This window comes from Streptomyces sp. NPDC060035 (assembly GCF_042736635.1).
In the GTDB taxonomy this organism is placed as follows: domain Bacteria; phylum Actinomycetota; class Actinomycetes; order Streptomycetales; family Streptomycetaceae; genus Streptomyces.
Genome location: NZ_JBHWVO010000013.1, coordinates 133,479 through 155,772 on the forward strand (window position 1 = coordinate 133,479; position 22,294 = coordinate 155,772).

The following is a 22,294-nucleotide window of genomic DNA, read 5'->3' on the forward strand; positions in this document are numbered from 1 at the left end:
GGCACAGTGGTTCGCCCCGGATTCCGGCGGTCCTGCCGGAACCCGGGGCCATTCGGGTCAGCGGGGGGAAACCACTCGCTTCCGGTACGTGCGGTAGGCGGCGCCCAGGGCAACGGTGATCGTCAGGAACAGGACCGTGAACCACTGGAAGTACCAGTGGCCACCCGCCGGGTCGTAGACCTCGGCCCGGGGCCAGGCCAGGTTGACCGTCATGAACAGCCCGTAGAGCAGGGCGAGCACATTGACCGGCAGGCCCCAGCGCCCCAGTGAGAACAGCGGCCTGCCCGCCTCGTCCAGAGCATCGGTGCGGGAGCTGTACCTGCCGCGCAGCCGACGGACCAGAAGAGGGCCGGTCACCATCGAGTACGCGAGGTACAGCATCACGATGCACGTGGTGCCGATGGCCAGGAACGCCTCCGGTGAGGAGAAGTTGAGGAGCAGCAGGGCCGCGGCGAGTATCCCGACGACCAGTGCGGGGACGGTCGGCATCCCGGTCCGCCGGTTGACCTTGGACAGCAGACCGGACCAGGGCAACTGGCCGTCACGGGCCATCGAGAACAGCATCCGGCACGCCGCCGTCTGGACCGCCAGGGTCGCCACCACGATGGCGATCACCACATCGGCCAGCAGGAACCTGCCCAGGCCGTCACCCAGGCTGCTGGTCAGGACGTAGCTCATGCCCTCGGTCGCGAGGTTCCCGTCCGTGAGGCTCGGCGCGGCCAGCAGCCCGCCCAGTACGAGCAGGCCGCCCAGCAGGCCCGCCGCGCCGAGCGCGGCCAGGATCGTGCGCGGAGCGGTCCGGCGGGGATCGCGGGTCTCTTCGCTCATCTCCCCGGCGCTGTCGAAGCCGATCATCACGTACGCGGCCGTGAACGAACCCACCAGCAGCGCGCCGAACACGCCCGTCTCCGCGCCACTCGTGTGAAAGGTGATGCCCGGGCTGCGCTCGGAGTGCGTCAGCAGCAGTACCACGATCAGGACGGCACCGATGATCTCGGCGGTGACCCCGATCCGGTTGACCGCCGACATGACGCGGTTGTCGATGACGTTCACCAGGGTCGTCAAGGCCAGCAGAATCACGCCGAGGACCGCCGCGTTGGCCGCCCCCGTCCGCGACAGCGGTGCCGGGTCGCCGCCGAGGATCTGGAAACCGGACCAGATCGGGGGCATCACCATCTGGAGAGCCAGGGCCGCGGCTGCCACCACCGCGATCTGACCGATGACCATGATCCAGCCCGCGAACCAGCCGAAGGTGAGATTGCTGAGCCGGGACGACCACTGGTAGGTCGCACCCGAAATCGGGTAGCGGGCGGCGAGTTCGGCGAAACATGCGGCGACCAGCAGCTGTCCGGCCAGCACGGCCGGCCAGGCCCAGAAGAAGACCGGGCCGCCGAAGGCATAGCCGACGGCGAAGAACTGGAAGACCGTCATCAGGACGGAGATGAAGGAGAATCCGGCAGCGAAGGAGGCGTACCGGCCGAGGCTGCGGTGCAGTTCCTGCTGGTAGCCGAACTCCTGGAGGGGTGAGCCGCCGGCAGGGGGCACGGGCGGGTCGGGGCGTACGTCGGCGGGGGCGGTGGCGGCCATGGCTGGACCTGCTCTCAGGGAGGGTCGGGAGGATGGTCAGTCGCTCTGCGAACGCCGGGAGCCCGCGTCGGCAGTCGGCCGAAGGGCCGTATTCCTGTCGGTTGATAGAAATTAGGGAGAGGCTGTTTCCGCCGGATGACACCGGCGTGTCCGCACGGCGCCGAAGCGCTCACCGCGAGCGCGGCGCGCCCGTCACCCGCAGGGGTCCCGCCGCCGGGCGCGCGCCGTGACGGGGGACGTGCGCCGGTGTTGTCCGAGCTCACCGGCGGCGCGAGGGTCCCCGGCCCGCGGGCGGTGGCCACCGGTGTACGGGGCACGCTCCGGTTCCTCTTGCCGGTGCTAGCGCGGGCGCGCTAGCGTGATGGTGTGCCCAAGACTCAGCTGAACGTTCGAGTGGACGAGGCCACCGCCGAAGCAGCGCGGCAGCGCGCGCTGCAGCGGGGGATGAGCGTGAACCGCTACATAGAGGAGCTCGTCAAACAGGATGCCGGCGAGGTGGGACACACCTTCGTCGAGGCCGCGGCCGACTTCATGAAGCAGTACGAGTCGGTGTTCGCCGAGGAGTTCGGCCCGGAGCGCGAAGGCAGCCGTTGAACCTGCAGATCGACCTCTCCTGGCTGCTCATGGTCGCCGAGCACAAGACGCCCGGTGATCCGCAGGTCGTCGACTGGGGTGCGCTCGTCGCGGCGGTAAGCCGGCACGAGGCGGAGATTTTCGGCAGCCCCGTCTACAGCGATCCGCACTCCCGGGCGGCAGCCCTGCTGCAGCTGCTCCTGCACGTACCTGCTCTCGAGCACTCCAACGCGATGTTCGCGTCCGCAGTCGCGTACGGCTACCTCGTCGCCTCGGGGCTGAAGGTCATCACGTCGCCCGAGCAGGTGCGCGACCTGGCCCTGCTGGTGAAGGAGGGCAAGGCAGACGTCCGGGCCATTGCGGAGGAGCTGCGCCGGTGGAGCCTGTGACCCGGGCAGCCTCCACCCACGCGCCGCACACCTGAGTCCACCGGCGCGCGCCGCGTACCTCAGTCCACGACCATGGACCGACGGGCCACCCCGAGCACGCAGGGTGAGGACGGCAGCTGCACACCCCGGTCCGGGATCCGCAGCCTGCGGTACGTCCCCAGCTCGAAGCCGGCCGCCTCGATCGCTGCCAGAGTGTCGCGCGCCGTGTGACAGCCCCCGAAGAGCAATGGCCAGACAGTGCGGTCCACCGCGCGCTGGGCAGTCGCCAGCGCCCGGCCGGACGCCAGCGTGTGCTCGAAGAAGCGCAGTTCACCGCCCGGCCGCAGCACGCGCTTGATTTCGCCGAGGGCGCGGGGCAGGTCCCGGACGGTGCACAGGACGAGCGAGGCCACGGCCGCGTCGAAGGCCTCGCTCTTGACCGGCAGCGCCTCGGCCGTGCCCGGCACCACATCGACCGGGACCTCCGCACGCAGGCCCGCGCCGGCCGCCAGCTGACGCAGGCTGCGCTCGGGTTCGATCGCCACCACCTCGGAGACGGCCCCGGGGTAGTGCGCGAAGTTGAGGCCGTTGCCCGCGCCGATCTCGATGACCCGGCCCGAGAGTCCGGACAGGAGCTCCTCGCGGTGGGCGGCGATGCCGCCCTTCAGGTCGGCGGTCACGCTCATCCGGGCGTAGAACCGGGCGAAGACCGGGTGGTGTACCGCATCCCGTGGAATCTTCGTATTGCGCAGATGCGTAACGGACCTCGGCATGACGGGCCTCCTCGAGGGACAGGTACGGCTACCTCGATTCTCCCCCGTGCGGGCCCGCTCAGCCGCTCATCGGCCGTTCCGGTCCCCGCCGAGCTCCGGTGCCAGCCAACTCGCGGCCCGTGCACGGAAGTCGGCCGGGGGCAGCGATCCCGCCCCGGCCGGGACCGCGCCGAGCAGCGGGGCGCCCGCCACGACCGGAAGGTCGTCGATATTGCACCGGGCAGCGAGGTCCGGTTCGAGCGGCATGCTGCCCACCACCACGCCGAGGCACTCGAGGCCGCGCACCCGCAGGGCCTCAGCCGTGAGTGCGGTGGCATTCAGGGTCCCCAGGCCCGCGGGTGCCACGACCAGCACGGGCGCGGCCATCAGGCGTGCGGCGTCCGCCAGGGTGGAACCCTCGTCGTCGAACCGGACCAGCAGCCCGCCCGCACCCTCGACGAGCACCAGATCGTGCTCCGTCGCCAGCTTCTGAGCGGCTTCGGCTACTTCGTACGGGCGTACGGGCGCCAGACCGGCCCGGCGCGCGGCCGTCGCCGGGGCCAACGGCTCCGGGAAGCGGGCCAGTTCGACCGCAGTCACATGGGCACCCGCCAGCCGAACCACCTCGGCGGCGTCGCCCGGTTCGCCAGGGGCCAACCCGGTCTGGGCGGGCTTGAGCACCGCGACCCGGCGGCCTCGGAAGGCCGCGGCCACCGCGGCTGTCACGACCGTCTTACCGATCTCGGTGCCGGTACCCGACACCACCAGAATCGTCATCTCAGCCTTCCCGTGCTGCCGCGCACACGGCCCGGCAGATCCGTGCCACATCGTCGTCACCCGTCACATAGGGCGGCATGGTGTACACGAGATCGCGGAACGGCCGCAGCCACACGCCCTCGCGGACCGCGGCACGCGTCGCGGCCGCCATATCCACCTCGTGATCGAGCTGTACGACTCCGATCGCGCCCAGCACCCGTACGTCCCGTACGCCCGGCAGGCCGGCGGCCTCCGCGAGGCCCTGCCGCAGTCCCGTGCCGATCCGCTTCACCTCCTGCTCCCAGTCCTGGCCCAGCAGCAGATCGACTGACGCGGAGGCCACCGCCGCGGCGAGCGGATTGCCCATGAACGTCGGCCCGTGCGCCAGCACCGGCACATCTCCGCTCGAGATGCCCTCCGCCACCCGTGACGTGCACAGCGTGGCGGCCAGCGTCAGATAGCCACCGGTCAGAGCCTTGCCCACACACATGACATCCGGGGAGACCCCGGCATGCCCGGCCGCGAACAGCTTCCCCGTACGACCGAATCCCGTCGCGATCTCGTCGAACACCAGCAGCACGTCGTTCGCGTCGCACGCTTCGCGGAGCACCCGCAGGTACGCGGGCGAGTGGAACCGCATTCCGCCCGCACCCTGCACCACCGGTTCCACGATCACCGCGGCCAGCTCCTCGGCGTGATCCGCGACGATCTCCCGCAGATGACGCACGTAGGCGTCGTCCGGCTCGGCGTCGAAGCCGTCCGGCGGCGCGTCCGCGAAGACCTGCCGCGGGAGGGCTCCCGACCACAGTTCGTGCATCCCGCCCTCGGGATCGCACACCGACATCGGCTGCCAGGTGTCCCCGTGATAGCCCCCGCGCCATGTCAGCAGCCGGTGCTTGGCGGGCCGCCCGGCCGAGCGCCAGTACTGCAGGCACATCTTCACCGCGACCTCGACCGAGACCGATCCGGAGTCGGCGAGGAAGACGTGCTGCAGCGGCTCCGGAGTGATCTCCACCAGCCGGGTCGCCAGCCGGACGGCGGGCTCGTGGGTGAGCCCGCCGAACATCACATGGCTCATCCGGTCCAGCTGGCCGCGTGCCGCCTCGTTGAGCACCGGATGGTTGTAGCCGTGTACCGCCGACCACCAGGAGGACATGCCGTCCACCAGCTCGTGGTGCCCGTGGGCGGGTTCCGCGAGCCGGAGCCGCACGCCGGACGCGGACTCCACGACCAGCGGCTCCTGGCGGCCCGGCATCGGGCCGTAGGGGTGCCAGACGTGGGCCCGGTCCAGGTCGCGCAGCCGGGCGGGCGAGAGCGGTTCAGGCATTGGGCGCGAGGTCCGTACCGGCACCGCGGCGGCGGACCGCCACCAGATCCGTACGCGCCGCCGGGACCTCGGCGTCGTCCGCAGCCGTCTCGGGTGCGTCGCCGCAGGGTGCACAGCCGCCGTCGTGGGAACCGCAGCCGCCGCCCACCTGCGCACGGTGCTCGGGAAGCGTCGTCGTACCCGCCCCCTCCACCTCGAAACCGGCGTCCGCGATCATGTCGAGGTCGGTCTGGCCCGACTGGCCCTCGCTGGTCAGGTAGTCGCCCAGGAAGATCGAGTTGACCAGGTTCAGGGCGAGCGGCTGCATCGAGCGCAGATGGACCTCGCGCCCGCCCGCGAGACGTACCTCGACGTCCGGGCAGACGAACCGGACCATCGCCAGAATGCGCAGGCACCGCTGAGGGGTGAGGTGCCACTCCTTGGCGAGCGGGGTCCCCTCCATCGGAATCAGGAAGTTCACCGGCACCGAGTCAGGGTTCAGCTCGCGCAGCGAGAAGACGACGTCCACCAGGTCGGCGTCGGTCTCACCCATCCCCGCGATCAGCCCGGAGCACGCCGAAAGGCCCGCGGCCTGGGCCTGCTGCACGGTGTCCACCCGGTCGGCGTACGTGTGGGTCGTCGTGATGTCCCCGTACGTCCCCTCCGAGGTGTTGAGGTTGTGGTTGTACGCATCGGCACCCGCGGACCTGAGACGGTCGGCCTGTCCCTCGGACAGCAGGCCGAGGCAGGCGCACACCTCGACGTCCTCGTGCTGTTCCTTGATCGCCTCGATGGTCTGCGACACCCGGTCGACGTCCCGGTCCGTCGGCCCGCGGCCGCTCGCCACCAGACACACGCGCTTCGCGCCACCGGCCACCCCGGCGGTTGCTGCCTTCGTCGCCTCGTCCGGTTTCAGCCAGGTGTACTTGAGGATCTCCGCCTTGGAGCCCAGCCGCTGCGAGCAGTACGAGCAGTCCTCGGGGCAGAGCCCGGACTTGAGGTTGACCAGATAGTTCAGTTTCACGCGCCGCCCGAACCACTGGCGGCGTACCTTTCCGGCGGCAGCCACCACGTCGAGCAGTTCGTCGTCGGAGGTCGCCAGCACGGCGAGCGCTTCTTCACGGGTCGGCAGTTCGCGCCGCAGCCCCTTGTCCACCAGCGTGTTCAGCAGGTCCATGGCCCTGATCCTTACCTACGGCACGGCCATCGGCCAAGGAGGAACCAGACAGGAGAGGCGGCCAAGGGTGTGTGTATTGCCACATCCTGACCCGCTGCTCATCGGGCTAGGGTCTGTGAGCTGCCTACAAATAGGGACCGCCCCATGTCCTTCGCCCCGTTCGACTGGATCGATGACGAGGCCCGCCGCCGTGCCACCGCCGGACTCGTCCGGACCCTGCGGCCCCGGCCGGCCGAAGCGGAACTGCTGGACCTCGCGAGCAACGACTATCTCGGCCTCACCCGGCACCCCGAAGTCACCGCCGCGGCGGCGGAGGCGGCTCGGCACTGGGGCGCGGGCGCCACCGGCTCACGGCTGGTCACCGGGTCCACCGCGCTGCACGCCGAACTCGAACGCGAGCTCGCGGACTTCTGCGGTTTCGAAGCGGCTCTGGTGCTCTCATCCGGCTATGCGGCCAATCTCGCCGCCCTCACCGCACTCGCCGGGCACGGCTCGTTGATCGTGTCCGACGCCGGCAACCACGCCTCGATCGTCGACGGCTGCCGGCTTTCACGGGCCGCCACGGCCGTCGTGCCCCACGCGGACCCCGACGCGGTGAGCAAAGCGCTCCACGCGCACGACGGACGTGCGCTGGCCGTCACGGATTCCGTCTTCTCGGTGGACGGCGACGCCGCGCCACTGGCGGAGTTCGCCGATGTCTGCCGGGCCGAGGGCGCCGCACTTCTCGTGGACGACGCGCACGGCCTGGGCGTGCTGGGCGAGGGCGGACGCGGAGCGCTCGCCGCCGCCGGGCTGGCCGGCGGCGAAGGCATCGTCGCCACGCTCACCCTCTCCAAATCCCTGGGCAGCCAGGGTGGTGCGGTCCTCGGCCCTGCCCGGGTCATCGACCATCTGGTCAACACGGCCCGGACGTTCATCTTCGACACCGGTCTGGCGCCGGCAGCGGCAGGCGCGGCCCTGGGCAGTCTCCGGCTGCTTCGCCGCGAACCGGAACGGGCGGGCAGGGCCCGTGCAGTCGCCATCGACCTGTACGACCGGCTGACCGCTGCCGGTCTGACAGCCGTACGCCCCGACGCGGCGGTCGTGTCCGTCCGCGCGCCGTCCGCGGCGGAGGCGGTGCGCTGGGCAGCGGACTGCCGTACGGCCGGACTCGCGGTGGGGTGCTTCCGGCCGCCGTCGGTGCCGGACGGGATCTCCAGGCTGCGGCTGACCGCACGGGCCGACCTCAGCCGGGAGCAGATCGCGACCGCGGTGGCCACGATCGTGGCATCGGCACCCTCCCGGGTCAGCTGATCCGGCGGTCACCCAGGCCGGCGACGAAGGAGGTCCAGGCCGTCGCCGAGAAGCGCAGCGACGGCAGGTTCACATTCTTGGAGTCGCGTACGGCGAGATGTCCGTCGCCGAGCGGGGCTGCTTCCACGCAGTTGTTCATCCCGGTGCTGCGGCTGCTGCGGCGCCAATACAGTGCGTGCTGTGCAAGTCGGTCCTGTGCGAGACGGTCGGACATCGTGCCCCCCTCGGGCAGTCTGTAGGTCCGGTCAGTCACCGCGGCTGACTGCGGCGATGAGGTCCAGCGATCGCTCCGGCGACAGCGCGTGAGTCTGCATCGTGCGGAAGGCCGAGCTGTACGCCTCAAGGTCTTCTCTCCGCTCCAGATAGAGACTACTCGTCAAATGGTCAAGAACGACCACATCCAGATCAGAAATGTTCGGAAAAGAGAAGATAACGAAAGGCCCAGTGAGGCCGATGTAGCTGCCGGCCTCGAACGGCAGTAACTGCAGCTGCACGTGGGGAAGTTGAGCCGCATGTGCCAGATGGTCGAGCTGTTCCCTCATGACCTGGGGGCCGCCGACTCCGCGCCGCAGCACGGCTTCGTCGAGTACGACGCTCAACTGCAGCGGGCGCTGTGAGTACAGCACTCCCTGGCGGGCGAGCCGGACCTCCACCAGGGAGTCCAGTTGTCCGGGCGGCAGCCCGTCCAGTGAGGACCGGGTCACCGCCCGTGCGTAGCCGGCGGTCTGGAGCAGTCCCGGCACCACCGAGGTCTCCAGCGTGCGGGCGGCTCCGGCCTGGGACTCCAGGCTGATGAAGTCGCGGTACTGGGGCGGGATGAGGCCGCGATACGCATGCCACCACCCGGTGCCGCCGCCGCCCGCCGAGCCAGCGAGCGCCTCCAGGAGGGAGCGGAGGTGCACGTCGTCCACGTCGTAGGCGTCCAGTAGCCGGGTCACATCGCCAGGAGTCACCCCGCTCGCACCCGTCTCGATCCGGCTCACCTTCGACTGGTGCCAGCCCAGCAGGCGGGCTGCCTCCCGGCTCGTGAGTCCCGTGGTGTGGCGCAGACTCCGCAGCTCCTCGCCGAGCTTGCGTCGGCGTACCGCTGGGCCGTGCTGCATGCCGGCCTCCTTCCGCTCCGCGGAGAGCCGGCCCGTACCGGGTTCGGCTCGGAAAAGGGCCAGTGTTGCGCTCGTATACGGCTTCCGGGGCAGAGTTCACCGTATTGGGCGACAGATATATGCATATCTTGGTGGATCGACGTTACAGAGGGCAGCATCAGTGGCAATCTGGCGCGAAGCACAATCCAGGCCGATCGCAGATCGGTCAGGGCGCGAAAGGGACGGCGTCGCCATGGCAGACCATCAAGAAGCAACCGTCACTCTGCCGAGCGAACCGGTCTCGGTCTCCAGGGCCCGGAGGTACGTGGCCGGCGTTCTCGCCGACTGGGGCCTGCCCGACGGAACCGACGCCGCCGACACGATCCGGCTCATCCTCTCGGAGCTCGCCACCAACGCAGTCCAGCACACCTTCGGGCAGTCGCCCACCTTCACGGTGGATCTCCGCCTCGACCGGGATGTCGAGCTCTATCTGGGGGTGACGGACAGTCACCCCCGCTGGCCCCAACGCCTGCCCGCCGCGGTCCAGCAGGACAACGGGCGCGGCATGGTGATCATCAGGGCTCTCGCCAAGGAATGCGGCGGCAGGCTGAGTGTCAGCCCCACCCCGGACGGTGGCAAGACCGTATCGATCGCTCTTCCCTGGGTCGTTCCCGCGCAGACCTGACGTCACCGCGCACCCGTGGCGCGCCCGAAGCCGCTGCGGAGCAGCGCCTTCAGGGTCGCTGCCGCGGCGGTCGTCCGGTCGCCCCGGTGCACCACGGAGATCGTTCGCCGGAAGCCGGAGGGTTCGAGCCGTCGCACGGCGAGTGGCGTCGGAGACATCGACGCCACCATCTCGGGCACCACGGCAACGCCGAGGCCCGCGCTGACCAGTGCACACACCAGCGCATAACCGGGGGACTCGCACACCACGGCAGGCGTCGCCCCCGCGTCGGCCAGTGCACGTTCCACCCCCCGCCGGGGTGGATGTGCCGGTGCGCTGCTGATCAGCGGACGGCCCGCCAACTCGGCCACCGGTAGCCGGCCGCTGCCCTCGGAGAGCGCCTGCCCCACGGCCGTGATCAACACGAGCTCCTCGACCAGCAGCGGCTCGGCGGACACCCCGGAGGGCAGCGGATCGGCGACAGCCGGTTCGTACGCATGGGTCAGCGCCAGATCCACGTCGCCCGCGGCCACGGCTGCGACCCCGCCGGGCGGCTCGTAGTCCGTCACGGTCAGCTCCACATCCGGGTGAGCACGCCGGAAGGCACTGAGGACCGGGGGCAGCAGATGAATCCCGGCCGTGGTGAACGTGCCGACCCGCAGTCGCCCTCCTGACAGCCCCGCGAGCCCGGCCAGCTCGTGCCGCGCCTGATCCATCTCGTCCAGGACTCGTCTGGCCCGCCCGGCCAGCACCTCACCGGCAGCCGTGAGGCGCGCCCCGCGGTGGTGGCGCACCAGGAGCGCGGCACCGGCCTCCCGCTCCAGTTTCGCGAGCTGCTGAGAGAGGGCGGGCGCGGTGTAGCCGAGCCTCGCGGCCGCCCTTGTGATCGAACCGGCCTCCGCGACCGCCACCAGCGCGGCCAGCCGTGTCGGATCGTACATAAAGCATTCCTTTTGGCAGACCCAGAAGATTGCAAGTACACGCTAAAGGGTCGGCCGGTCCAGGGTGTACCCATGGACGCACAACTGCTTGCCTTTGTCCCGGTCGCCGCAGGAATGGTCGCGCTGCCCGGCGCGGACTTCACCGTGGTCGTACGCAACGCCCTGGCCTCGCGCCGGTCCGGGATCGCTGCGGCGCTGGGTGTCGCCGGGGGACTGCTCGTGCACACCGCGCTGGCCGTCGCCGGACTTGCCGCGGTGCTGGTGACGATGCCCGTCCTGTTCCGCACCGTGCAGCTGCTCGGCGGCGCTTATGTGCTCTACCTGGGGGTGAGCGTCCTGTACGCGCTACGGCGGCGGGCCGCGGCGGGCGCCTCCGCTCCGGAGGAGGCGCCCGGCCAAAAGCCGATGCGGCCGGTACGGGCACTGCGCCAGGGATTCCTGACCAATGCCCTGAACCCGAAGGCGCCCGTGCTCTTCCTCAGCCTGCTGCCCCAGTTCGTCCCCGAGGGACAGCCGCCGCTCCCCAGAACCCTGCTGCTGGCGGCCTTGGTCGTGGTGCTGGCGCTCCTCTGGTTCCCGGCCGTGGCCCTGTTGGTGGACCGCCTCGGCCGCCGGCTGCGCCGACCGCGTACCGCCCGCGCGATCGAGGGCGGCAGCGGCGCGGCGCTCACCGCACTCGGGCTCGTGCTGGTGACCGGGTCCCTGGTGCACTGAATCGGCAGGGTCGGCCGATTGGCGACACCAGCAGGGACGGCCGAAGGCGGCATCAGCAGGGGGTCACGGTCAGCGGACCCGCCCGTACCAGATGCTGTTCGACCAGATCCGTTCCAGCCGGACCACCGCCCCGGTCTTCGGCGAGTGCCAGATCTTGCCGCCGCCGGCGTAGATGCCCACGTGGTAGACACTCCGGCCCGCGTGGAAGAAGACCAGGTCGCCGCGCTGCCGCTGCGACGAGGAGATATGGCGGGTCTTGTTGTACTGCTGCTGGGCCGTGCGGGGGAGCTTCTTGCCCGCCCTCTTGAACGAGTAGAGCGTGAGGCCCGAACAGTCGAAGCGGTGGGGGCCGCTGGCGCCGTACCTGTAGGGCGACCCCTTCTTCGAGGCGGCGATGTTGAGCGCCCTTATCGAGAGGGAGGAGGCCTCGGCCTCATTGACGAGGCCTGGGGCGAGCATGGTGCTGCCGACAGCGAATGTGAGAACCGAGGCCGTACCGACCCGGGCAAAAAGTGACGGGACATGAACCTGCGCAGTCATGCGCAACCCTTCGTCAGCCGCCTGTGAAGGATGACCTGTCGGGTTCGGGCTGGCGAAGTTGCCCGGCCGCACACGGCGGCTTCACCCCGAGGGTCGAACGGATATCCGGTCGACCCGTTGTGCTCGGGTCCTCCACTCCTGCCGATCCACTCCTGTCGACCAGGCATCCGGACGGCGGCAGGACTCGGCGTCCGCCCGGACCGCCCCGCCGCGGTGGCGGGGGCTTGTCGTCCCAGGGATCTTTACTCACGAACTGCCGGTTTTCCGCGGTGAAATGCGTTATGTGAGAGTCGTCACGGCTGATCCATTCGGGTGGACGGAGTGGATCCGGGGGTGACGCGACGCTGGGCGGCCAGCCTCGTACCAGCAGCGGAACGATGAATTCCGGTCAGTGTCCGCGCGCACTGCGCAAGTTGAACTGTCCCTCGTGCGGGGGGATGGTCTACGCCGAACGAGCGAGGAAATCCGATCTGCCCATCGGGCGTGTCGTGCAGGGGCGTAGGGAAGTCGGTCCGGCGGGGGAGCCGGGCGGAGGGGCGGTCAACTCGTCGATTCGGGTGGCACGGTGACCCGCCCTGCGCGCCTCTCCCCGTCCAGTACCCGCAAGGCCCGGGCCAAGGTGGCCGCATGGATCTGGGCTTCGCCCCGCTCATGCATCAGGGCGAGCGCGTCGCGCAGGGCGGTGGCCCGTGAGGCCAGTGCCTGGGCGGCCCGGAGCGCTCCGTAGGTGTCGCTGCCCCGGGCGGGATTGATCCGGCCGACCTGGTCGAGTACTTCCAGGTAGCAGTCGATGAACTCTCCCTCGGCGCGGGTCAGCGCGGGGAGCGGGGGGAGCTGGGGAGAGAGCAACGGGGATCACCTCGCGGGGTGTGGCGGCCGAGTCGGTTTGCGGTTCTCCGTGACGTGGTCGACCAGTCCGTACGCCTTGGCGGCCGGGGCGTCGAGGATCGTGTCCCGCTCGAGGTCGGTGCCGATGTCCTGTGCGGAACGCCTCGTGTGACGGGTCGGCATCGCGGTGAGCATCTCGCGCTCACGCATCAGCTCGCGCGCCGTGATCTCGAGGTCGGAGGGCTGGCCCTGTACCGGCTCGTCGAGGGCCGGCTGCTGAATGACTACCCGGGCGCCGGGCAGAGCATGTCGGCGGTCGGGTGCGCCGGCCGCGAGCAGCGCGGCGGCGTAGGAGCCCGCCTGGCCGAGGCAGAAGGTCTCCACCTCGCAGGACAGGTACTGCAAAGACCGGGACGACCGACTCGGGGCAGCGCAACGACAGGAAGCCGTGCGCCCCCGTCCGCTACGGCGGGGGTGCACGGCGGCTCCGGTGCGGAATCGCTCAGCCGGTGAGGGCGGGTGCGGGTTTCCGCTCTGAGGGTTCGGTGGCGTCGGCGTTGCCCGGCCGGTTGCGTCCGCCGATCAGGACGGCGGCGAGGCCGAGTGCGACCCAGATCGCCAGTGTCGACAGGGCCCCGCCGGCCGCACTTCCGTCGAAGAACGCCACGGATCGCAGCAGTGAGCCGCCCGCGCCCGGCGGCAGCCACTGGCCGATCGTGCCGACAGGTTCGGGAAGCAGCTCGGGGGCGCTGGTGACCCCGGAGAACGGATTGCCCAGCAGCACCATCAGCAGTGCGCCCAGTCCGATGCCCGGCGGGCCGATCAGAGCGGCGAGCCCCGCTACGGCCGAGCCGATCGCCAGCACGGTCAGTCCGATGGTGCCGGCCTCGGTCCACCAGTCGCCCGTGATCACGCCGAGCCAGCTGTGGGCCACAGCTGTGGCGGCGATACCCACGAGCGTGGCCGCGCCGCTCAGTGTCACGGCGGCACGGGCGCCGCGCAGCTTCATGAGGGTCACGAGCGCTCCGGAGGCGACTCCCGCCAGAGCCAACGGCAGGATGCTCGCGCCGAGGGCGCCGCCGCGGGGATCGGCCCCGGGTGCCGCGACGACATCGGTGACCGGCACTGCGGTACCCGCAGGGGCCGCAGCGGTGACCGCTTCGCGCAGCAGCTGGGAGACGACCGGGCTCGCCGCCGATGCGGTGAGCAGGTGCGGGCCCTGCTCGGTAGCCACGACGGCGCCGTATACGACCCGGTCCTCGATAGCGGTGCGGGCGGCGGCTGCGTCGTCGTAGCGGTGGATCTCGAAGGCGCCCTCGCGTCGCTCGAACTGCTTCTGCAACTGCTCGGCCGCCGGTGCGGTGCCTGCGATGCCCACGGGCAGGTCCCGCGGCGCTGTACGGGCGGTGGGCCATGAGAAGGCCCAGAGCGCGAGCGTCACCATCAGGGGTACGAGCAGGATGACCGCCACCGCGCGGCGGTTCTGTCCAGCAGGCATGACGAGCGCCTCATTTCAAAGAGAAGGATCGTTCGTTTTACGATCGCTCCACTGTCCGGCCGAGGCGATGACTTGTCAAGAAGAAACGTTCGTTTTAGGTTGGGACCATGGCTCGCGTATCCCAGGAACACCTCGACGCCCGCCGTCGGCAGATCCTCGACGGCGCCGCACGCTCCTTCGCCCGTGACGGTTTCCACGGCACCTCGATGCAGGACGTGCTGAGGGAGGTCGGGCTGTCGGCGGGCGCGGTCTACCGCTACTTCAGCGGCAAGGAGGACCTGATCGCGGCCATCGCCGGGGAGGCGGTCCACGGCGTCCGCCAGGCGTTCGAACAGGCCGCCCGGGACAGTCCGCCGCCGACCCCCGATGTCCTGATCGGCCGCGTGGTGCGCACCCTCTTCTGTGCCGAGGCGGACGGGGCGCGCGGGCTGGACCGCAGGGCCTACGCCGGGCTGATCGTCCAGGTGTGGTCCGAGACCCTGCGCAGCGAGCGGCTGGCGGCCACGCTCGGTGAAGCCTATGCGGGTCTGCGCGTGGCCTGGGCGGAGCTGGTCGGTGTGTACCGCGAAGCCGGTGTGCTCACCGCCGAGGTGCCGGACGAGCACGTCGCCCGCACGCTGATCGCCGTCGCCCAGGGGTACATCGCCCAACTCGCCATGTTCGGCGACGTCGGACCCGAGGTCCTCGAAAGCGGCCTGCGCGGTCTGATGTCCATGGATCTGCAAAAGATCAGTTAACGCGCCGGAAAAACTTCCGCCCTAACGTGCAATACCTGGCCGCGCGATCCGCTTCATCATTCAACAGAGTGTTGAAGAAGGATAGGGTCCCGCTGCGTCCGGGCCGGTACCGGGCGGAAGACGAAGAGGTGGAAGCGTGCAACTGACTCCGCACGAACAGGAACGCCTGCTCATTCATGTGGCAGCCGATGTCGCCGAGAAACGCAGGGCGCGCGGGCTGCGGCTGAATCACCCCGAGGCGGTCGCTCTGATCACCTCCCACCTCCTGGAAGGCGCCCGCGACGGCCGGACCGTCGCCGAACTGATGGCCTCCGGCAGGAAGGTGCTCACCCGCGAGGACGTCATGGACGGCATCCCCGAGATGATCCACGACGTCCAGGTCGAAGCCACCTTCCCGGACGGCACCAAGCTCGTCACCGTCCACGATCCGATCGTCTGACGGGGGGAGCGGCCGATGATTCCCGGAGAGATCCTGTACGCCGAGGGCAAGGTGCAGCTCAATGAGGGGCGCCCCGTCACCCGTATCACTGTTCTCAACGCCGCCGACCGGCCCGTCCAGGTCGGCTCGCACTACCACTTCGCGGAGGCCAACCCCGGTCTGGACTTCGACCGCCGTGCAGCTCACGGGCTGCGGCTGAACATCGCAGCCGGTACCGCCGTGCGCTTCGAGCCCGGTATCCCGGTCGACGTCGAACTCGTCCCGCTCGCAGGCCTGCGCACCGTCCCCGGGCTGCGCGGCGAAACCGGAGGTTCCCTCGATGCCTGAGCTCAGCCGCGCCGTGTACGCCGATCTGTTCGGGCCCACCACCGGTGACCGCATCCGGCTCGCCGACACCGACCTCGTCGTCGAGATCGAGGAGGACCGCTCGGGCGGTCCCGGGCGGGCCGGTGACGAGGCGGTGTTCGGCGGCGGCAAGGTGATCCGCGAATCGATGGGCCAGGCGCGCACCACCCGCGCCGAGGGTGCACCCGACACCGTCATCACCGGCGCCGTCATCATCGACCACTGGGGCATCGTCAAAGCCGACATCGGTATCCGCGACGGCCGGATCACCGGCATCGGCAAGGCCGGCAACCCCGACACGATGGATGGTGTCCATCCTGATCTGGTCATCGGGCCCGAGACCGAAATCATCGCGGGCAACGGCAAGTTCATCACCGCGGGTGCCATCGACGCGCACGTCCATTTCATCTCCCCGACGCTCGTCGACCAGGCGCTCTCCTCCGGCATCACCACGCTCGTGGGCGGCGGCACGGGGCCGGCGGAAGGGACCAAGGCCACCACCATCACCCCGGGCCCCTGGCACCTTGCCCGGATGTTCGAGGCTCTCGAGGGCTATCCCGTCAACATCGGCCTGCTCGGCAAGGGCAACACGATGTCCCGCGAGGCCATGCACTCCCAGCTGCGCGCAGGAGCGCTGGGGTTCAAGATCCATGAGGACTGGGGCGCCACTCCCGCCGTCATCGACGCCTGTCTGGGCGTCTGTGAGGAGACCGGCGCGCAACTGGCCATCCACACGGACACGCTCAACGAGGCCGGATTCGTCGCCGACACCCTGGCTGCCATCGCCGGGCGCTCCATTCACGCCTACCACACCGAAGGTGCGGGCGGCGGTCATGCCCCCGACATCATCAGCGTGGTCTCGGAGCCGTACGTCCTGCCCAGCTCCACCAATCCGACCCGGCCGCACACCGTCAACACGATCGAGGAACACCTCGACATGCTGATGGTCTGCCATCACCTCAACCCCGCCGTGCCGGAGGATCTCGCCTTCGCCGAGTCCCGGATCCGGCCCTCGACCATCGCGGCCGAGGACATCCTCCACGACCTCGGCGCCATCTCGATCATCTCTTCCGACTCCCAGGCGATGGGACGGATCGGCGAAGTGATCCTGCGTACCTGGCAGACCGCCCATGTGATGAAGCGGCGACGCGGTTCCCTGCCGGGCGACGGGGCCGCCGACAATCACCGGGCTCGTCGCTATGTCGCCAAATACACCATCAACCCTGCCGTCGCCCAAGGCCTGGACCGGGAGATCGGCTCGGTCGAGACAGGGAAGCTCGCCGACCTCGTGCTGTGGGACCCGGCCTTCTTCGGCGTCAAGCCGCAGACGGTGATCAAGGGCGGCCAGATCGCCTACGCACAGATGGGCGATGCCAACGCCTCGATTCCCACACCGCAGCCGGTCATGCCCCGCCCGATGTTCGGCGCTGTGGGGCGTGCTCCCGCCGCCAACTCCCTCAACTTCGTGGCCACAGCTGCCATCGAGGACGGACTGCCGGACCGTCTGGGGCTCGGCAAGGCGTTCGTGCCGATCACCAGTACCCGCGGCGTCACCAAGGCGGACATGCGGGAGAACGACGCCACGCCGCGGGTCCAGGTCGACCCCGACAGCTTCGCCGTGACCATCGACGGGGAGCAGGTCGAACCTGCTCCGGCAGCCGAACTCCCCATGGCCCAGCGTTACTTCCTTTTCTGAGGGCGGGACAGCACTCCATGACGACGCGCGCCGCCCTGCTCGTCCTCGCCGACGGCCGGTTCCCCGCCGGTGGCCACGCCCACTCCGGGGGCGCCGAGGCGGCCGTCAAGGCAGGACACATCCGTAACGCCCAGGACCTGGCGGGCTTCTGCCTGGGCCGACTCCACACCACCGGACTGACCTCGGCCGCACTCGCCGCCGCGGCGGCCCACGGCCTCGACCCGCTCGCACTCGACGAGGCCGCCGACGCCCGGACCCCCTCGCCCGCGCTGCGGGCTGTCGCACGCAGGCTCGGCCGCCAACTGATGCGGGCAGCGCGGGCAACCTGGCCCGGTCCCGAGCTGGCCGCGCTCGCAGCAGCCCGGCCGCGAGGCGCCCACCAGCCCGTCGTCCTCGGCCTCACCGCACGCGCGGCGGGCCTGGGGCCCGAGGACGCAGCACACTGCGCCGTGTACGAAGCAGTCAGCGGCCCGGCCACCGCGGTCGTCCGGCTGCTCTCCCTGAACCCCTTCGAGGCCACCGCCATGCTCGCCCGCCTCACACCCGAACTCGACCGGGTCGCCGAACAGGCCGCCGCAGCCGCCCTGGGCGGCATCGACGCCCTGCCCGCCGCCTCCGCTCCGCTGCTCGACATCACCGCCGAAGCGCACGCGGCCTGGCCGGTCCGGCTGTTCGCGTCCTGAGAACTCCACACCTGACCACCGGGAGCCACACCCATGCACCTCGACCACGACCACAACGGCCCCGCAGCCGTCAGCTCCGACGCCGCACGCCCCGACGGCACCCGGCGCGCCCTGCGCATCGGCCTCGGCGGCCCCGTCGGTTCCGGGAAGACCGCGACCGTCGCCGCCCTGTGCCGCGCGCTGCGTGACCGGCTGTCCATCGCCGTCGTCACCAACGACATCTACACCCGCGAGGACGCCGCCTTCCTCCTGCGCAACGCCGTGCTGCCGCCCGAGCGCATCCAGGCCGTCGAGACCGGTGCCTGCCCGCACACCGCCATCCGCGACGACATCTCCGCCAACCTCGAAGCCGTCGAGGACCTGGAGGACTCCGTGGGGCCGCTCGACCTGATCCTCGTCGAATCCGGCGGCGACAATCTCACCGCCACCTTTTCCAAAGGGCTGGTCGACGCTCAGGTCTTCGTCATCGACGTCGCGGGCGGCGACGACATCCCGCGCAAGGGCGGCCCCGGGGTCACCACGTCCGACCTCCTCGTCATCAACAAGACGGATCTCGCTCCGTACGTCGGCTCCGACCTGGACCGGATGGCCCGCGACGCCGCCGAGCAGCGGGGCGAACTCCCTGTCGTGTTCACCTCCCTGACCTCCGGCGAGGGTGTGGCGCCCGTCGCAGACTGGGTGCGGGCGCAGCTCGCGGCCTGGACCGCATGAGCGTCGAGGCCACCGCTCGCATCACCGCGGCCCCCGACGGGCGGGGTTCCACCGCGCTCCCCGTGTTGGAGAGCGACGGGCCGCTGGCCCTGCGCCGCACCAGATCGCCGGAGCCCTCGTACGCGCGCGTCACTGTCGTCGGGGCGATGAGCGCCCCCCTCGGCGGCGACCGCCTCACCATCGAGGCGCGGGCCGAGGACGGTGCCCGGCTGGCCGTGGACTCCGCCGCGGCCACCGTGGCGCTGCCGGGCGCGCGGGCGGACACAGGGCGCGCTTCCTACGCGATGAGGCTGAGCGTCGGGGAGGGGGCAGAACTCCGCTGGCTCCCCGAGCAGCTCATCTCCGCGTACGGCAGCGAGCTCGACCAGAGCACCCGGGTCGAACTCGCCGCCACCGCACGTCTGGTGCTGCGCGAGGAACAGGTACTGGGGCGGCACGGCGAGGGCCCCGGCAGCCTCTCCACCCGCCTGACCGTCCGCCGGGCGGGCCGTCCGCTGCTCGACCAACAGCTTGCGTACGGGCCCGGGGCACACGGCGGATGGGACGGTGCGGCGGTCCTGGGGGGTCACCGGGCCGTAGGACAACTACTCCTCGTCGACCCCGCGTTCGAGGGCGCCCTTCCTGTGCCCCAGCTCCTCGGCCCCACTGCCGCGCTCACTCCGCTGGCCGGCCCCGCCGTCCTGGTGACGGCGCTCGCCGCCGACGCGCGGCTGTTGCGCGGCGTTCTGGACGAGGCGCTCGCCGGGCTGTTGCACGGGCTCAAAGCCGGCCACGGGGCCTGAGTCCGCTCAGCGGGACAGCGGTCACCGGTTATTGGTTCGGTAAAGAAACATGCGTACGCCCTGTTCTCAGCAGCCCCACAGACGAAAGGATCCGCTGGACACACGAACAACTGCGCCGTCAGCGGCGCATCACACAGGGGGAGGTCCACTTGAGACGCACAACAGTGCTCGGCTCGGCCGGCACTCTGATCGCGGGCACGCTCATAGCGGGTGCGATAGCCGCACCGGCAGCCAGTGCCGACGGCCGCCACCACGGCGATTCCGAGGCGCGCGGTGTCCAGTTCGCCGCCGCCCGGGCGGCGAAGGCCGGCATCGACTGGACGGACTGTCCGGCCGACTGGGCGATCGCCACACCCATCCAGTGCGGATGGGTGACCGTACCGCTCGACTACGCCAAGCCGAACGGCAAGCAGATCAAGCTCGCCGTCGACCGGCACGTCAGCACGGGCACGAAGGACGAGCGCCAAGGCGCGCTCCTCTACAACCCCGGTGGCCCCGGCGGCTCCGGCATGGCGTTCCCGAAGCGCATCGTCACCAAGAACCCGCTCTGGGTGAACGCCGCGAAGGCATACGACTTCGTCGGCTTCGACCCGCGCGGTGTCGGCCACTCGGCGCCGATCTCCTGCATCGACCCGCAGGAGTTCGTGAAGGCACCGAAGGCGGACCCGGTGCCCGACAGCGAGGCGGACAAGCGCGGGCAGCGCAAGCTCGCCGCCGAGTACGCGGACGGCTGCGCCGAACGCAGCGGCGACATGCTGCCGCACATGACCACGCCCAACACCGCACGCGACCTGGACGTCATCCGCGCCGCGCTCGGTGAGAAGAAGCTCAACTTCCTGGGCGTCTCCTACGGCACCTACCTGGGCGCGGTCTACGGCACGCTTTTCCCGGACCACGTGCGCCGCATGGTCGTCGACAGTGTGGTCAATCCTGCGAAGGACAACATCTGGTACGAGGCCAACCTCAACCAGGACGTCGCCTTCCAGACGCGCTGGAACGACTGGAAGGCGTGGGTCGCCAAGAACGACGCCGCCTACCACATCGGCGATACGCCCGAGAAGGTCGAGCAGGCGTGGCTGAAGCTGCGCGCAGCGGCCAAGAAGAACCCGATCGGCGGCGTCCTCGGCCCCGCCGAACTCATCGGCTTCTTCCAGGGCGCGCCGTACTACGACTCCGCCTGGGCACCCACCGCTCGGACCTGGAGCGACTACCTGGCCGGCGACACCCAGGCGCTGATCGACGCAGCCGCTCCCGACCTGTCGGACACCGCGGGCAACGCCCGTTCGGAGAACAGCAACGCCGTGTACACGGCGGTCGAGTGCGCGGACGCCAAGTGGCCCACCAGCTGGAAGAAGTGGGACCGCGACAACACCGCGCTGCACAAGGAATACCCGTTCATGACCTGGGCGAACGCCTGGATGAACCTGCCCTGTGCGACCTGGTCGGCGAAGCAGCAGACCCCGCTGGACGTCAGGACCGGCAAGGGCCTACCTCCCGTGCTGATCGTGCAGTCCACGCGTGACGCCGCCACTCCGTACGAAGGCGCCGTCGAGCTGCACAAGCGCTTCAAGGGCTCCCGTCTCATCACCGAGAAGGGCGCCGGCTCGCACGGCGTCACCGGCCTGGTCAACCCCTGCATCAACGAGCGGGTGGACACCTACCTGCTCACCGGCAGGACCGACCGGCGGGATGTGACGTGCACTCCGCACGCCACACCGAAGCCGTGAGCGTCATCTGAAGTCAGCGAGCGGGCGGCCGGAGATCCAACCGGGCGCCCGTTTCGCCGACCGGGCTCAGGCCTCGCCGTCGTACCGCTCCAGCCAGGCGTCCTCCGCCGCGTAGTCGAAGAGGCCCTCGCCGTAGTTCAGCGCCATCTTCGGGAAGGCATTGGTCCACTCCCGTCCGTGCAGCTGGGATGCGAGCCACTCGACGGTCTTCGGAAGTGATTCCGCATAGTCCGTCACCGGCACATAGCCGAGCTCCTGCCGGGCGGCAGTCATGTCGTAGACGATGGGATGAGCGCTCGTCCAGGGTGTCTCGCCGACGTGTCCCTCAGGAGGGGCGCCCGCCACCAGCACCGTTTCCGTCTTCCGGCCGAGCACGCCATCGATGGCCGCACCGATCTCGGAGACGGTCGGAGCCTGTGGATCCCCGGCGTTGAGCACCCGCGAAGCCGGCCGCAGCGCGGCGAGACGTATCAGCTCGGCAAGGTTGGACACATGGACCGGATGGAAGCGGCACATCCCGTCGTACGCGAGCACCCGTCGCCCACGTCCGTCGAGCAGACGCTTGACGAAGTACAGCTCGCGCGGCGTGCGGCAGTGCGCCCCGTGTATCGCGCCCGCCCGCAGCAGCGTCACCGGCAGTTCGTCGCCGGCCGCGAGCAGCTCCTGCTCCAGCTGGATCTTCCGCGTCGCGTACGTCGTGTCGCCGGGGGCCACGGTGCGCTGTGTCTCCGCAATCGGCAGCGGATAGTGAGGAGCGCCGTCGGGCTCACCCTGCGTATCGAAGCCGCGGCCCTCGTCATCCTCGTACACCGCACCGCTGGAGATGACGACGGCCGAGCCGATGCGACCGGTGAGCCCGGTCAGCTGCCTGGCGTGGGCCCGGCCGAACGCCACCATGTCGACCAGGACGTCGCAGCCGTCGCCGAGCGCGGCGGCCAGGGCGCCCTCGTCCTCGCGGTCGAGCGATACCTCGCGGACTTCCGTCCCCCAGCTGACGTCCCGGCCACCCCCGCGCGACGCCGCCGTCACGTCCCAGCCGTCCACCGCCAGAGCCCGCACCGCGGCCCGGCCGATCTGCCCCGTGGCGCCCAGCAC

The 22,294-nt window shown here is 70.3% G+C and carries 25 protein-coding genes, 1 pseudogene and 1 riboswitch; of the genes and pseudogenes, 13 read left to right on the forward strand and 13 right to left on the reverse strand.

The features are described from left to right. Positions 1-57: 57 nt before the first annotated feature. Positions 58-1,587 carry an amino acid permease gene (locus tag ACFWBQ_RS21675; protein ID WP_385491365.1) on the reverse strand — a complete coding sequence of 510 codons (1,530 nt, stop codon included), beginning with the start codon at positions 1,585-1,587 and terminating at the stop codon, positions 58-60. 366 nt (positions 1,588-1,953) lie between these two features. On the opposite strand from ACFWBQ_RS21675, the gene ACFWBQ_RS21680 reads away from it, so the two are divergent. Then, a complete protein-coding gene (locus ACFWBQ_RS21680) occupies positions 1,954-2,181 on the forward strand; it encodes an antitoxin (protein WP_356880039.1) in 228 nt (75 codons plus the stop codon). Beyond that, positions 2,178-2,549, forward strand: coding sequence for a fic family toxin-antitoxin system, toxin component (locus ACFWBQ_RS21685; RefSeq protein ID WP_385491368.1), 372 nt, complete (start codon positions 2,178-2,180; stop codon positions 2,547-2,549). The genes ACFWBQ_RS21680 and ACFWBQ_RS21685 overlap by 4 nt, the downstream gene beginning before the upstream one ends. A gap of 59 nt (positions 2,550-2,608) precedes the next feature. Here ACFWBQ_RS21685 and ACFWBQ_RS21690 read toward each other — a convergent pair whose 3' ends face one another. From ACFWBQ_RS21690 to bioB, 4 genes are all read right to left on the reverse strand, one after another. Next, on the reverse strand, positions 2,609-3,301 hold the full coding sequence (locus ACFWBQ_RS21690; protein WP_385491371.1) for a class I SAM-dependent methyltransferase: 693 nt from the start codon (positions 3,299-3,301) through the stop codon (positions 2,609-2,611). A gap of 66 nt (positions 3,302-3,367) precedes the next feature. Beyond that, positions 3,368-4,057, reverse strand: coding sequence for a dethiobiotin synthase (gene bioD, locus ACFWBQ_RS21695; protein ID WP_385491374.1), 690 nt, complete (start codon positions 4,055-4,057; stop codon positions 3,368-3,370). 1 nt (position 4,058) lies between these two features. Further along, positions 4,059-5,363 (reverse strand): adenosylmethionine--8-amino-7-oxononanoate transaminase, encoded by a 1,305-nt coding sequence (locus tag ACFWBQ_RS21700; RefSeq protein WP_385491377.1) that lies wholly within the window; start codon positions 5,361-5,363, stop codon positions 4,059-4,061. Beyond that, the gene (gene bioB, locus ACFWBQ_RS21705) at positions 5,356-6,519 is read right to left on the reverse strand and encodes a biotin synthase BioB (protein ID WP_385491380.1); all 1,164 of its coding nucleotides are present in this window, start codon (positions 6,517-6,519) and stop codon (positions 5,356-5,358) included. The genes ACFWBQ_RS21700 and bioB overlap by 8 nt, the downstream gene beginning before the upstream one ends. Positions 6,520-6,663: 144 nt before the next feature. On the opposite strand from bioB, the gene ACFWBQ_RS21710 reads away from it, so the two are divergent. Continuing rightward, entirely contained in the window at positions 6,664-7,812 is a 1,149-nt protein-coding gene (locus ACFWBQ_RS21710; RefSeq protein ID WP_385491383.1) for an 8-amino-7-oxononanoate synthase, read from the forward strand. Here the strand turns inward: ACFWBQ_RS21710 and ACFWBQ_RS21715 are convergent. Together ACFWBQ_RS21715 and ACFWBQ_RS21720 are read right to left on the reverse strand one after the other, a co-directional pair. After that, positions 7,805-8,026 (reverse strand): DUF397 domain-containing protein, encoded by a 222-nt coding sequence (locus ACFWBQ_RS21715; protein ID WP_385491385.1) that lies wholly within the window; start codon positions 8,024-8,026, stop codon positions 7,805-7,807. The two genes, ACFWBQ_RS21710 and ACFWBQ_RS21715, sit on opposite strands and share 8 nt — an antisense overlap. Positions 8,027-8,057: 31 nt before the next feature. Beyond that, positions 8,058-8,915 (reverse strand): helix-turn-helix domain-containing protein, encoded by an 858-nt coding sequence (locus ACFWBQ_RS21720; protein ID WP_385491388.1) that lies wholly within the window; start codon positions 8,913-8,915, stop codon positions 8,058-8,060. Between the two features lie 232 nt (positions 8,916-9,147). Between ACFWBQ_RS21720 and ACFWBQ_RS21725 the strand changes: the two genes are divergently transcribed. After that, entirely contained in the window at positions 9,148-9,579 is a 432-nt protein-coding gene (locus tag ACFWBQ_RS21725; protein WP_385491391.1) for an ATP-binding protein, read from the forward strand. A gap of 2 nt (positions 9,580-9,581) precedes the next feature. On the opposite strand, the gene ACFWBQ_RS21730 is transcribed toward ACFWBQ_RS21725, so the two are convergent. Further along, a complete protein-coding gene (locus ACFWBQ_RS21730) occupies positions 9,582-10,499 on the reverse strand; it encodes a LysR family transcriptional regulator (RefSeq protein ID WP_385491394.1) in 918 nt (305 codons plus the stop codon). 72 nt (positions 10,500-10,571) lie between these two features. Between ACFWBQ_RS21730 and ACFWBQ_RS21735 the strand changes: the two genes are divergently transcribed. Beyond that, complete coding sequence (locus ACFWBQ_RS21735; RefSeq protein WP_385491397.1) at positions 10,572-11,213, forward strand: LysE family translocator; 642 nt, start codon at positions 10,572-10,574, stop codon at positions 11,211-11,213. A 69-nt stretch (positions 11,214-11,282) separates the two neighbouring features. Here ACFWBQ_RS21735 and ACFWBQ_RS21740 read toward each other — a convergent pair whose 3' ends face one another. From ACFWBQ_RS21740 to ACFWBQ_RS21755, 4 genes and pseudogenes are all read right to left on the reverse strand, one after another. Further along, the gene (locus ACFWBQ_RS21740; RefSeq protein WP_385491400.1) at positions 11,283-11,753 is read right to left on the reverse strand and encodes a C40 family peptidase; all 471 of its coding nucleotides are present in this window, start codon (positions 11,751-11,753) and stop codon (positions 11,283-11,285) included. A gap of 3 nt (positions 11,754-11,756) precedes the next feature. After that, a riboswitch (cyclic di-AMP (ydaO/yuaA leader) is annotated at positions 11,757-11,953 on the reverse strand. A gap of 340 nt (positions 11,954-12,293) precedes the next feature. Next, positions 12,294-12,602, reverse strand: a complete 309-nt coding sequence (locus ACFWBQ_RS21745; protein WP_329213435.1) for a hypothetical protein — start codon at positions 12,600-12,602, stop codon at positions 12,294-12,296. 6 nt (positions 12,603-12,608) lie between these two features. Then, positions 12,609-12,977 (reverse strand): annotated as a pseudogene (locus tag ACFWBQ_RS21750) (ATP-dependent Clp protease proteolytic subunit); the annotation flags it as partial. A gap of 106 nt (positions 12,978-13,083) precedes the next feature. Next, a complete protein-coding gene (locus tag ACFWBQ_RS21755) occupies positions 13,084-14,079 on the reverse strand; it encodes an ABC transporter permease (protein WP_385491404.1) in 996 nt (331 codons plus the stop codon). A 107-nt stretch (positions 14,080-14,186) separates the two neighbouring features. On the opposite strand from ACFWBQ_RS21755, the gene ACFWBQ_RS21760 reads away from it, so the two are divergent. From ACFWBQ_RS21760 to ACFWBQ_RS21795, 8 genes are all read left to right on the forward strand, one after another. Then, positions 14,187-14,816, forward strand: a complete 630-nt coding sequence (locus tag ACFWBQ_RS21760) for a TetR/AcrR family transcriptional regulator (protein ID WP_385491406.1) — start codon at positions 14,187-14,189, stop codon at positions 14,814-14,816. Positions 14,817-14,952: 136 nt separating this feature from the next. Continuing rightward, entirely contained in the window at positions 14,953-15,255 is a 303-nt protein-coding gene (locus ACFWBQ_RS21765) for an urease subunit gamma (protein ID WP_351178846.1), read from the forward strand. 15 nt (positions 15,256-15,270) lie between these two features. Further along, complete coding sequence (locus ACFWBQ_RS21770; RefSeq protein ID WP_385491409.1) at positions 15,271-15,582, forward strand: urease subunit beta; 312 nt, start codon at positions 15,271-15,273, stop codon at positions 15,580-15,582. After that, positions 15,575-17,296, forward strand: a complete 1,722-nt coding sequence (locus tag ACFWBQ_RS21775) for an urease subunit alpha (protein ID WP_385491412.1) — start codon at positions 15,575-15,577, stop codon at positions 17,294-17,296. Before ACFWBQ_RS21770 ends, ACFWBQ_RS21775 begins: the two co-directional genes overlap by 8 nt. Before the next feature lie 17 nt (positions 17,297-17,313). Then, a complete protein-coding gene (locus ACFWBQ_RS21780) occupies positions 17,314-17,979 on the forward strand; it encodes an urease accessory protein UreF (RefSeq protein ID WP_385491415.1) in 666 nt (221 codons plus the stop codon). Positions 17,980-18,012: 33 nt separating this feature from the next. Beyond that, entirely contained in the window at positions 18,013-18,690 is a 678-nt protein-coding gene (gene ureG, locus ACFWBQ_RS21785) for an urease accessory protein UreG (RefSeq protein ID WP_385491418.1), read from the forward strand. Continuing rightward, a complete protein-coding gene (locus tag ACFWBQ_RS21790; RefSeq protein WP_385491421.1) occupies positions 18,687-19,472 on the forward strand; it encodes an urease accessory protein UreD in 786 nt (261 codons plus the stop codon). Before ureG ends, ACFWBQ_RS21790 begins: the two co-directional genes overlap by 4 nt. Positions 19,473-19,621: 149 nt before the next feature. Next, entirely contained in the window at positions 19,622-21,199 is a 1,578-nt protein-coding gene (locus ACFWBQ_RS21795) for an alpha/beta hydrolase (protein WP_385491424.1), read from the forward strand. 66 nt (positions 21,200-21,265) lie between these two features. Here the strand turns inward: ACFWBQ_RS21795 and ACFWBQ_RS21800 are convergent, their stop codons facing one another. Further along, positions 21,266-22,294 carry an NAD-dependent epimerase/dehydratase family protein gene (locus tag ACFWBQ_RS21800; protein ID WP_385491591.1) on the reverse strand — a complete coding sequence of 343 codons (1,029 nt, stop codon included), beginning with the start codon at positions 22,292-22,294 and terminating at the stop codon, positions 21,266-21,268.